Source organism: Streptococcus saliviloxodontae, from assembly GCF_016908655.1.
Lineage (GTDB): Bacteria > Bacillota > Bacilli > Lactobacillales > Streptococcaceae > Streptococcus > Streptococcus saliviloxodontae.
Genome location: NZ_JAFBEI010000051.1, coordinates 1 through 12,871 on the forward strand (window position 1 = coordinate 1; position 12,871 = coordinate 12,871).

The following is a 12,871-nucleotide window of genomic DNA, read 5'->3' on the forward strand; positions in this document are numbered from 1 at the left end:
CAACGACAGAGTCGAGCACTAGTGCAACTACTAGTTCGGACACAAGCACGACTAGCACAGAGTTAACGGAAGAACCACCGACAGTCACAAGTGCGACAGCCACGACAGAGTTAAGCACTAGTGCAACAACGAGTTCGGACACAAGCACGACTAGCACAGAGTTAACGGAAGAACTAACGACAGTCACAAGTGCGACAGCCACGACAGAGTCAAGGACTAGTGCAACAACGAGTGCAGAGTCAACGACGACTAGCACAGAGTTAACAGAAGAGCCAACAACAGTCACAAGTACCACTTCAAGTGTTGCCTCATCAGAACCGACGGGTAGTGAATTGACGACTATAACTCCAATTAGTGATTCTTCAATGACGAGTCTTTCACCAAGCGAAGACACTTCGAGAGATGAGATAGTCGCAATCCCTTATCAGGTGGTCTATGAAGATGATCCTACTTTAGCAAGTGGTCTTGAAATTGTTACACAAGATGGGGTTAATGGAAGTAAGCGACTAAGTTATCTGAATGGTGCTTTGGTTTCAGAGACCGTTATTAGTTCTCCGGTAAACAAACTAATTAGACGAGGGACACAGTCTCAAACAAGTACAAGTATTGTCGTATCAGAGAGTCAAGTGACTTCTGTTGATCCTAAAACATCTGAGAGCACTGTTTATACCTCGGAAATCACATCAGTTGTTGAGGTTACTTCTGAGGCACAGCCGGTAGTCAGAACCGAAGAGCAGGTGATACCGTATGATGTTGTTTATGAAAATGACCCAAGTTTAGAGGCAGGCACTGAGTCGGTTGTCCAAGAAGGTATTAATGGAAGTAAGACTTTGACCTATGTTGATGGTGTTTTAACTACTGAGACTATCTTGACACAACCAATAGCGAAAATTATTCATATTGGTACTGCTACTAAGGAGACAGTGAATCGTGCAAGTCTTTTGGCGAGTCTTGGAGAGGCTCAAACGATTCCATCAAGTGGTTATACATCTGATTCTTACAGTCGCTTGCAGGCAGCGATTGCGCAAGCTATGGCAGTCTATAATAATGATCAAGCGAGTCAGGCAGACCTTGATACAGTACAAGCCACTCTCAGTGATGTAATACGTTCTTTGGTACCTGTTAGTGAGGTGATGAGTGACTCGACAGTAACGAGTACTGAGGATACAGGCTCAGTAAGCTCTGCTATTTCTTCAGAAAGTCAATCGTCAACAAGTACCTCCTCAGAAACACCTTCAGCATCGACATCGTCTGAGCTTCCTTCGAGCACTTCTAGTGATTCAAGTACTTCTATGGCAACTGTCAATAGAGACTTGTTAGATGCAGCGATTGTTAATGCAGAATCTAAAAAAGCTGAGGATTATAGCCCAGCAAGCTGGCTTGTTTTGGAAACGCAGTTGGATCAGGCCAAATCTGTAGTAGCAGATACATCAGCGAGTCAGGTACAGTTGGATCAAGCTAAAGAGGCGCTTGAGTCTGCTATGGCAGCACTTGTTGTAGATAAAGAAAAATTACAAACCTTACTAGCTTCAAGTCAAGATTACCTAGCAGAGGATTATAGTCCAGAGTCATGGACATCACTCGAAGCAGTGATCTATCAGGCTAAAGTGATTTTGGATCAAGAAGATTCGAAACAGTTTGAGATTGACCGAGTGGGGCAAGAATTAGAAGCTGCTTTATCACAGTTGGAGCGGGTCATCACAGAGACAGAGACGAAATCTGTTGTCCGAACGATTTCTTACCAATTCGAAGATGGCAGTCAGGCTGCCGACACGGTAACCCAGACGGCAACCTTCTCACGTGTGGTTAAACATAACACAGTAACTGGTGAGGGTGTCTATGGAGCTTGGGATCAAGCCAGTCAGCTTTTCCAAGAAGTTGCTAGTCCTGAAAAAGAGAATTACGAGGCTAGTCAAACACTCGTTGAGGCTCTTGAAGTGACTGCTGATAGTTCTTCTTTGGAACTTTCGGTTACCTATAAGGCTAAAGTAGAAGATGTTGTTGAAACCAAAACTGTTTCCCGAAAAATTAATTTCGTGCATGAAAATGGCGATCAGGCTTTTGAAACCCTCCTACAAGAGGTAGTATTCAGTCGAATAAATCATCATAACCTAGCAACAGGTACTCTTGACGTTGGCAACTGGTCTGAGGAACAACAGACGTTTGAGAGTGTGCAAGCACCAAGTCTGGACAATTATGAGTTAGATCAATCTGTTCTTGGTGAAGAAGTTGTCACTCCATATAGTTCTAACCAAGAGTACACCTTTACTTACCATCCTATTTTGGAAGAAAGAACGTCTTCCAAAACCCTCACACGTACGATAAACTATGTTGATGACGCTGGGAATATTCTGGGAGAACCTCTAGTTGAAGAAGTTACCTTTACTAGACCTGAGGTGTACAACAAAGCGACAGGTGATATTTACTATGGTAACTGGGATCATGAGACTCAGACATTTGCTGCACATGAAGTACCAGAATATTCTCTGTATCAGACTGATAGCACTATAGTGCCTGAGCAAGAGGTTGGTCCAGATGACGATTCCCTACAAGTGACGATTACTTATCTACCTATTAAGGTAGAGAGTCAAGAGACACGTGAGGTGACTCGTCGTGTGCATTTGGTTGATTTCCAAGGAAATGTCTTGTCAGATGATTTAGTACAGTCACAGAATTTTGTCAGAACTGTTTCTAAAAATCTTGTGACAGGTGAAACTACTTATGGAGATTGGGATAGTGATAAGGCGGTCTTGCCAGAGATTGTCTTACCTGAAATTCAAGGCTATGAGGCGCTAGACCCTAAAATTAATGCAGTTGAACTGACAGCAGATTCATCATCTATTGAACAAGATGCTATCTACTATCAAAAGAGTATGAAACCCTCATATGACGTTTCTCTGCCATCAAAATTCATTGAGATTAAAGATGTTGATGAAGCAGGTCTCTATCAGGTTGATGATACAGGTCTCACTAGTCGTGTCTTGAGTTTGACAGAAGTGCCGACTGATTTATCGCATTACTACGTTACGCTTGATTCAGACCGATTCAAGAAAATGCAGTTGGCAGTGTCGTCGATTACTGAAGTTAGTCGAGATGGTCAATCGTTATATCAGATTTCAGCTGTTTTACCTCAAATTGAGGCTAGTCAGTCAGCAGGAGATGCGTTAGCTCACTATGACTTTTACCTAGCCAAGCAAGATTCTAATTTAGTTGGTATCAAGAGCTTTCGTCAATTGTTAGAGGCTATTTCAGAAAATCCAGCAGGTTCTTATGTTCTAGCCAATGATTTATCAGCAGAAGACTACGATTTGTCAGCTGGCCAGACAGCTTATATTCAAGAGACTTTCACAGGTCACTTGTCAGGTCTTAATGGAGGTGTTGCTTTTGCGATTCATCACTTGAAAGCGCCGCTATTTGCCAAATTAAGTGGTGCGGAGGTTTCTCACTTAGATCTGAAGTCGGTCGCCATCAGTTCAAATGCAAGTACGGTTGGTGCCTTGGCTCAGGTAGCTGAAAAGGGCAGTCTTATTTCAGATGTGTCAGTTGGTGGTAGTATCGATGTCAACTATGCAGTTGCTAGTTATGACGATACCTTAGCTGATACCAAGGATGCTGATTTAAATCTTGGAGGTCTCGTCGGTAAGCTGAGCGCCTCTAACTTAGATAATGTGAGCTTTTCTGGACAAATTGACTCAGATACAGCCAGTGTTCGTTATATTCGAAACGGCTACCTCTACTATGCCTACAATAATACTGGTGGTTTAGTTGGAACAATCAGCGATCAAGCTAATGTGACTAATAGCCGATTTGATGGTAGCATCCAATTAGGACAATCAGATTATAATCGTGGTGGCGGTTTGATTGGACGTATTGATTCAGCAAGTTATAAGTCGCAAGTTCTTTCCAATATGGCATCTGGTCAATTAATCAATCAAGGGAAGCCAACAACAGTGGCGGGTTTGATTGGGGTAGGACCAAGTGCGACTCGAACAATCAAAGATAATTTGTCGGCGATGAAAGTGACTAACGGCTATTTGACAGTTGCTTCTGGGCGTAATTCTGGAACAAAGGCTTATTATCTTGTTGATCAGGCGCAAGGTCTGTCTAATAGTGTTTGGGACAGTCCAATGACAGCAGAAGAAGCTGAAAAACTGTTAACCTCACAGTCGCAAGCAACTGCTCAATTAGATGATAGTAAGCAGTTACTTGCGACCGCCTATGATGTTGACTATAGTCAGTCAAGTGATTACGAGGAAAAACGGTCACTTGCTTATCAAAATATGGAAAAATTCCTTCCATTCTATAACCGTGATTACTTGGTCGCTATGGCAAATGGTCTAACGGATGATGATCCCCTTGTAACAAAAGTCGTTTTATCAGTCCTTCCTATGGTGGATAAAGCTGTTGTCGCAGATGTTTCTGGTCAAAAAGAGGCTATTAACCAGATCATGGTCAACTATGCAGATGGCAGCATGGATTATTTTGCAGTGACCTATAAAGGTGAGTTTGATAGCACTCGTGTTGTCGAGTATGAGTTAATCGGAAAATCATTGATTTTTACGCCAGATCAGTTGCTAACTAACTATGATGATATCGTCACGGCAGTGTTACCAAGTTTGAGTCAGGTAACTTATACAAGTGACACTATTTGGAAGGCTTTAGCGACAACTGGTGATCAGGAGGATGCGATTCAAAAACTTTATCTGGCTGATCGCTTCCAAGAAGTGCAATCAAACCTTGAGACGATTTTACGCAATGTCTTGGGAACGTCAACTGTTTATTTAGACAATCAAGGTGTGTCCGACTATATTTTAGCCCACCAGGGAGAATTATTACTCGGTTTGTCCTATATCAGTCGCTGGTACAACATTGACTTTGCAGACACTAATATTCAGAATTTAGTGACCTTCCACCAAGACTTTTTCGGAAAGCCGATTGAGACTTTGGATTGGCTTATTCAGGTTGGATCATCTGGATATGATGCCTTAAATCCTGTCTATAATAACTTGAAGACAGAGCATTTTGTAGGGGTAAATAGTGGCAGTGAGACCTTGCCAGCTTACCTAGAGGCTTTTCGTCAACGTTTTGCAGGGGATAGCACAGCAGCATCATGGTTTTATTCAGCAGCCAAAGCCTATATTGTTGAAGCGACTTCCTATGACAGCCAAGGAGAGGTAATTGGTTCGTCAAGTCTTTATGACAAGTTACAGAAACGTCTCATAGATAGCACGGCAGTTGCTAAGATGAGTCAGGATTATAACAATATGATTTTGCCTCTGTTGACTGCAACTAAGGATAAGGTCTATATCATCTCTACTATGGAAGGGATTCAGTTCGGCTCTATAGAGACCTATGTCGATCCTAATTTAGCAGAGATAAATCCAGACCTCTATGTTGCTAATTTAGCTGCTTTCAAGGAGATTGTGACCAAAGAGGCAACCAATCAGGCTGATTATTGGGCGGCTTGGTACCGTTTGGCTTCTGATGATGTCAAGGAAAAATTAAAAACAGCTCTTCCGACATGGGATACCTTCTATCTTTACGGGCACACAGCTTGGTCAGACCCTTATGGTTCATCTAGTTTAACTTCTGTAACTGATGTTTTTGGTCCAACGGGACATTACCTTTCAAAAGAGACTGCCAAGAAATCTGTGGAGGCTTACTCAGATACAACATCAGTTTACTTTGTTCAAGTGAACGCTTTGAGTCAAACTAACCAGCAGGGGGGCTCTATCTGGACACATGAAAAGACCCATGTTTGGGATGCCAAGGTCTTTTTAGATGGGCAAACACACCGTGATGGTGTTGGCATGGAGACCTATGCAGAAGGCTTATTGCAGTCTCCTAGGGACAATCGTATTCGAAATAGTTTCGCTCTTAACCTATACACTGACTGGTCAACAAGTGATAATCCTTACCCTGAGTACAATGCTAGTCCAGAACGTTTTCAAACACGAGAGGATTTGCAGACCTATATGCATGGAGTCATGGATGTCTTGTATGTCATGGATTACGCAGAGGCGATGGCCATTACAAAACTTGATTCAACGACTCAACGTAGCCAGTTGACTAAGTTATCAGAAGTTGCTCGTTCTACCAATTCTCCTCATATGGATGATTATTTCACTAATTTTACAGATGAGGAGTGGTCATCAATTGAACTTAAGAGCATTGCAGACTTCGTGGATAATAAGATAGCCCTCAGTCGTCAATACCGTTCAGGGCAATTAGGCAGTTCAAATAGCACCAGTTTTGGTACAGGCTATCTAAAGGTTGACTTATTTAGTCCTTTCTATAGTTTGGAAGAAAATAGCAAGGGAGCATCGGGTGGATATACCTTCCGTCGCGTAGCCTATGAGCTTTTAGCATACGGTGGTTACGATGCCTTTGTTGACTATACTTCAGGGCGCTACAAGACAGACTCGGAGGCAGTGTCTGCTATTTTTAATGGATCTTACAGTGACTTAAATGATTTCAAGAAGGCTATGTTTGCTGAGCGTGTGTCTAAGTTAGACCAGCTACGAGAAGTCAGCTTTACATCGGGTGGAACAGATTATCAGATTTCGTCATATCAAGATTTACAGACTATTCTGGATGATTTGGTAGCTAAGGGGAGTGATAATCAAGTCTATCAATTTAAGCGAGATCTTTTCTTGGCCTACAAGGCAATGACGGATGAATTTAATGCTAGTATTTTTCAATAACCGTTAAAGACTTAAAAAGAGATTAGAACCAGAAGGTTGCTATCTCTTTTTTTAATTTTTATGATATAATAGTTCCTATATATTTTTTTCATAGTACAGGCAGATGATGCCAATTAAGGAGCTTATTCAATAAACATGAAAAACTTCGTAAAAAAGGCATATGGGGAATCATCTCACCGTGTTCGTGTTAAAATGCATAAATCTGGTAAGCATTGGGTAAGAACATTGGTGTCCCACGTTGGTCTTATAAAATTCTTTAAGGGACAGTCTTCTTCGAAACCTTTAGAGGTGAAGGATATTACGATGATGGTAGATCGCCACTCGTCATCTATTCTCCTTATGAAATCACTTTTAGCAGCTGGTACGGTTATAGGAACAGGGCTCAGTGGTGCTATAGTACAGGCAGATGATGTTATCGTAGAGAGTGAAACGACGACAACATCACTTCTAGCAACGACTGATACTGTTTATTTGTCTTCAGAGGAGCCGGTTCTGGCAACTGTTGCTGAGTATCCGCCATCAGAGCAATTGACGATCGAGTCAGATATTGGTGTGACAGAGAGTCAGTCGCTATCTGTAAGCGAGTCGGATTCAGCAAGTGTAGCGACATCACTTCAAGAGTCCTTAAGTGAATCAACATCAGTGAGTTTATCAGAGTCTTCTTCTGAGTCTTTGTCTGAGTCTGTCAGCGAATCTTTAAGTGAATCACAATCGGTATCTGTTAACAGTTCCTTGAGTGAGTTCGTTTCCGAATCCTTAAGTGAATCGGTTTCAGAGTCCGTAAGTATTTCTCAATCAACTTCTGAGAGTGACTCATTAGTAGAGCCTCAAGCGATCGAGTCGTCAGCAACTAGAATGGCAGTAGCTGAAATGGGTGATGTTAGAGAAGCGCGCGCTGATTTAGAGCTAGCAGCAGGTGATCTGGAAAAGGCGATTACAGCCACAGAAGCTAGAGGGGTAGCTGCTAGTCAGGAGGAAGTAACTGTTTTAAGTTCAGCACGAGCTCTCCTTTCTGATCAATCAGCATCAGCTATCGCCTTGTCAGCTATGGCGGTAACAGTATTTGAAACTGCTGCTCAATTAGATGAGAAACAGTCTTCGCGCGTGACAGGATTAGTAGCAGCATCAGATGAAGATGACAAACTTCTCGTGTTTAAGCGTGAGGGAGTTTATGGTAACTCATCCTTGATCACATCAGTTGAGGGTTACTTAGATGTTGAGCAAAACATTATCTCTTGGATCGTTGTTTACCGTCCACAAGGAACAACAACTGCCTACCCTGGACTTTATGTTGCGGTAGTTTCGGAGTTGGGGACACCGTATGATATTGAAATCGATGGCATGTCTCTCGTCAACCGCAATGAATCTTTTAGGAATCAGACTTTAACAGGTCCACTAGGGGTAACCTTGACGACAGTCAACTATTCAGGGCGTTATTTGGGAAGCAATTATAGTTTGGCTACAGATAAGTTGCCTCTTGGAGATAACTGGATATTTACCTTTAAAACAGGGGCGGGGTCTTCTCTAGCCAATGTGGCCTTGTTTATTCAAGGAGCAACGCATACGACAACGAATGATGTCCATGCGACAGTTGGTGAACCGAACGGTAGGGGAAACTTGTCTGGGATTTTAGTAACTTATCAAAATGCTTTCACCTCAGCAGCATCTGATAGTTACGTTGAATCCATCTCGCAGTCAATCTCTGCCTCTATGTCGACCTCACTATCAACCAAGACCTCACAATCTAAAAGTATTAGCGAATCGACTAGTTTAAAAGAGTCAACATCACGTAGCGTGTCGCAGTCACAGTCAGTCTCACTGTCAGAGTCGGTGCGCGGCTCTGTCTCAGAATCGCTAAGTGAGTCAATTTCAGAATCGTTGAGTGAGTCCGTCTCCGAGTCCTTGAGCGAGTCAATTTCAGAATCGTTAAGCGAATCAGTATCTGAGTCCACAAGTGAATCGTTATCAGAATCGCTAAGCGAGTCAATTTCAGAATCCACAAGTGAATCCTTGTCCGAGTCCCTGAGCGAATCAGTATCTGAGTCATTGAGTGAGTCAGTGTCAGAGTCATTAAGCGAATCCGTCTCCGAATCGTTGAGTGACTCCGTTTCAGAATCGTTAAGCGAATCAGTATCTGAGTCATTGAGTGAGTCCGTTTCCGAGTCAACCAGCGACTCCGTCTCAGAATCGTTGAGTGAGTCCGTTTCCGAGTCAACAAGTGAATCCTTGTCCGAGTCACAAAGCGAATCGGTGTCTGAATCCACAAGTGAATCCATTTCCGAGTCATTAAGTGAATCCTTGTCTGAGTCAACCAGCGAATCCGTCTCGGAGTCCTTGAGTGAGTCAGTTTCCGAATCGTTGAGCGAATCAGTCTCTGAATCCACAAGTGAATCCATTTCCGAGTCCTTGAGTGAGTCCATTTCCGAATCGTTGAGCGAATCAGTCTCTGAATCCTTGAGTGAGTCAGTGTCAGAGTCGTTAAGTGAATCGGTCTCAGAATCGTTAAGTGAGTCAGTGTCCGAGTCATTAAGCGAATCAGTATCAGAATCGTTGAGCGAATCAGTCTCTGAATCCCTAAGTGAGTCAGTATCCGAGTCAATAAGCGAATCCGTTTCAGAATCGTTGAGCGAGTCAGTGTCCGAGTCATTAAGCGAATCAGTATCAGAATCGCTAAGTGAGTCAATCTCAGAATCAACAAGTGAATCAGTATCAGAATCGCTAAGTGAATCCATTTCCGAGTCCTTGAGTGAGTCAGTGTCAGAATCGCTAAGTGAATCGGTCTCAGAATCATTGAGTGAGTCAATTTCCGAGTCAACCAGCGAATCCGTATCTGAATCAACAAGTGAATCAATCTCAGAATCATTGAGCGAATCGGTTTCCGAATCGTTGAGCGAATCCGTATCTGAATCGCTAAGCGAGTCGGTCTCAGAATCATTAAGTGAATCAGTGTCAGAATCGCTAAGTGAATCCATTTCCGAGTCGTTAAGTGAGTCCGTCTCGGAGTCCCTAAGTGAATCAATTTCTGAATCTACAAGTGAATCCGTATCTGAATCCTTGAGCGAGTCCGTTTCAGAATCGCTAAGTGAATCCATTTCCGAGTCAACAAGTGACTCCGTCTCAGAATCGCTAAGTGAATCGGTCTCAGAGTCCACAAGTGAATCTGTTTCAGAATCATTAAGCGAGTCAATTTCAGAGTCGCTAAGTGAATCGGTCTCAGAGTCCACAAGTGAATCTGTTTCAGAATCATTAAGCGAGTCAATTTCCGAGTCGCTAAGTGAATCCGTATCAGAGTCCACAAGTGAATCAGTCTCCGAATCCTTGAGTGAGTCCGTCTCAGAATCGCTAAGCGAGTCAATTTCAGAATCCACAAGTGAATCAGTCTCCGAATCCTTGAGTGAGTCCGTCTCAGAATCGCTAAGTGAATCTGTTTTAGAATCCTTAAGCGAGTCCGTTTCAGAATCGTTAAGTGAGTCCATTTCTGAGTCAACAAGTGAATCGGTGTCTGAATCCTTGAGCGAGTCCGTTTCCGAATCAACAAGTGAGTCCGTCTCCGAGTCCTTGAGTGAGTCGGTTTCAGAATCTCTGAGTGAGTCCATTTCAGAATCCCTCAGTGAATCATTATCTGAATCTCTCAGTGAGTCGGTTTCCGAATCCTTAAGTGAATCAATCTCAGAATCTCTGAGTGAGTCGGTCTCCGAGTCATTAAGCGAATCAATCTCAGAATCGCTAAGTGAATCCGTCTCCGAGTCATTAAGTGAGTCAATCTCCGAATCATTAAGTGAATCATTATCTGAATCCTTGAGTGAGTCGGTCTCAGAATCGCTAAGCGAGTCAATTTCAGAATCCACAAGTGAATCCTTGTCCGAGTCCCTGAGCGAATCATTATCTGAATCCCTCAGTGAATCAATCTCAGAATCGTTAAGCGAGTCCGTCTCCGAGTCAACAAGTGAGTCAATTTCCGAATCGATGAGCGAATCCGTCTCCGAGTCCTTAAGTGAGTCAGTTTCAGAATCCTTGAGCGAGTCCGTTTCCGAATCGTTAAGTGAGTCAGTTTCCGAGTCCACAAGTGAGTCAATTTCCGAATCGTTAAGCGAGTCCGTCTCCGAGTCATTGAGTGAGTCAATTTTCGAATCGTTAAGTGAGTCCATTTCAGAATCCACCAGCGAATCGGTTTCCGAGTCCTTAAGCGAGTCCGTTTCCGAGTCCACAAGTGAATCCGTCTCCGAATACTTGAGTGAATCCATTTCTGAATACTTGAGTGAATCCATTTCTGAATCAACCAGCGAATCATTATCTGAATCCTTAAGTGAGTCGGTCTCAGAATCGACAAGTGACTCAGTGTCAGAATCGCTAAGTGAATCCATTTCCGAGTCCTTGAGTGAGTCAGTGTCAGAGTCATTAAGCGAATCGGTCTCCGAGTCCTTGAGTGAGTCAATTTCCGAATCGTTGAGCGAGTCGGTTTCCGAGTCAATAAGTGAATCCTTGTCTGAGTCAACCAGCGAATCATTATCTGAGTCCTTGAGTGAGTCCATTTCCGAGTCAACCAGCGAATCCGTATCTGAATCAACAAGTGAATCAGTGTCAGAATCGCTAAGTGAATCCATTTCCGAGTCCTTGAGTGAGTCGGTGTCAGAATCAACCAGTGAATCGGTCTCAGAATCATTGAGTGAGTCCATTTCCGAGTCAACCAGCGAATCATTATCTGAGTCAACCAGCGAGTCCGTCTCAGAATCGTTGAGCGAGTCAGTGTCTGAATCAACAAGTGACTCCGTTTCTGAATCCTTGAGTGAGTCCATTTCCGAGTCGTTGAGCGAATCAGTGTCCGAGTCCTTAAGTGAATCGGTCTCAGAATCGATGAGCGAATCGGTTTCCGAGTCCACCAGCGAATCCGTCTCAGAATCCACAAGTGAGTCCGTCTCAGAATCGCTAAGTGAATCCGTTTCCGAGTCCACCAGCGAATCCGTCTCAGAATCGCTAAGTGAATCCGTTTCCGAATCCTTAAGTGAATCCGTTTCCGAATCCCTCAGCGAGTCCATCTCAGAATCGCTAAGTGAATCCGTTTCAGAATCGATGAGCGAGTCCATCTCAGAATCCACAAGTGAGTCAGTGTCAGAATCGCTAAGCGAATCCGTATCTGAGTCAACAAGTGAATCAATCTCAGAATCGCTAAGTGAATCGGTCTCAGAGTCCACAAGTGAATCGATTTCCGAATCAATAAGTGAGTCAGTTTCAGAGTCCACAAGCGAATCAGTATCGGAATCGCTAAGCGAATCGGTTTCCGAGTCCACAAGTGAATCGATCTCAGAATCGCTAAGTGAGTCCATTTCCGAGTCATTAAGCGAATCCGTGTCAGAATCGCTAAGCGAATCGGTTTCCGAGTCAACAAGTGAATCGATATCCGAATCACTGAGCGAGTCAGTCTCCGAGTCCTTGAGTGAATCAGTGTCAGAATCGATGAGTGATTCAGTCTCCGAGTCGACAAGTGAATCCGTGTCAGAATCGATGAGCGAGTCCGTTTCCGAATCCTTGAGTGATTCAGTCTCCGAGTCGACAAGTGAATCCATTTCCGAGTCCTTGAGTGAGTCAGTGTCTGAATCCTTAAGTGAATCCTTAAGTGAGTCAATCTCAGAATCGCTGAGTGAATCGGTGTCTGACTCCTTGAGTGAGTCAATTTCAGAATCATTGAGCGAATCAATTTCTGAATCCACAAGTGAATCCATCTCAGAATCGATGAGCGAGTCAGTGTCTGAATCAACAAGTGACTCCGTTTCTGAATCCTTGAGTGAGTCCATTTCCGAATCCCTCAGTGAGTCCGTCTCAGAATCGCTAAGCGAATCAGTATCAGAATCAATGAGCGAGTCCATTTCTGAGTCAACAAGTGAATCGGTGTCTGAATCGTTGAGCGAGTCCGTTTCCGAGTCATTAAGCGAATCGGTCTCAGAATCCCTCAGCGAGTCAGTGTCTGAGTCATTGAGTGAATCAGTTTCCGAATCGTTAAGTGAGTCCGTCTCTGAGTCCTTGAGCGAGTCCGTTTCAGAATCGCTAAGTGAATCCATTTCCGAGTCCACAAGTGAGTCCATCTCAGAATCGTTAAGTGAGTCCGTCTCAGAATCGCTAAGCGAATCCGTTTCTGAGTCAACAAGTGAATCAATCTCAGAATCGCTAAG

The 12,871-nt window shown here is 43.4% G+C and carries 2 protein-coding genes and 1 pseudogene; 2 read left to right on the plus strand and 1 reads right to left on the minus strand.

The features are described 5' to 3' along the window. Both JOC31_RS09275 and JOC31_RS09990 read left to right on the plus strand, forming a co-directional pair. The coding region (locus JOC31_RS09275; RefSeq protein WP_205017880.1) for a ZmpA/ZmpB/ZmpC family metallo-endopeptidase at positions 1-6,704 on the plus strand (6,704 nt) is incomplete at its 5' end. Positions 6,705-6,839: 135 nt separating this feature from the next. Further along, positions 6,840-7,067 (plus strand): annotated as a pseudogene (locus tag JOC31_RS09990) (KxYKxGKxW signal peptide domain-containing protein); the annotation flags it as partial. A 1,310-nt stretch (positions 7,068-8,377) separates the two neighbouring features. Here the strand turns inward: JOC31_RS09990 and JOC31_RS09995 are convergent. Next, positions 8,378-12,871 (minus strand): MSCRAMM family adhesin (locus JOC31_RS09995; RefSeq protein ID WP_476715127.1); only part of this gene is annotated, 4,494 nt, incomplete at its 5' end.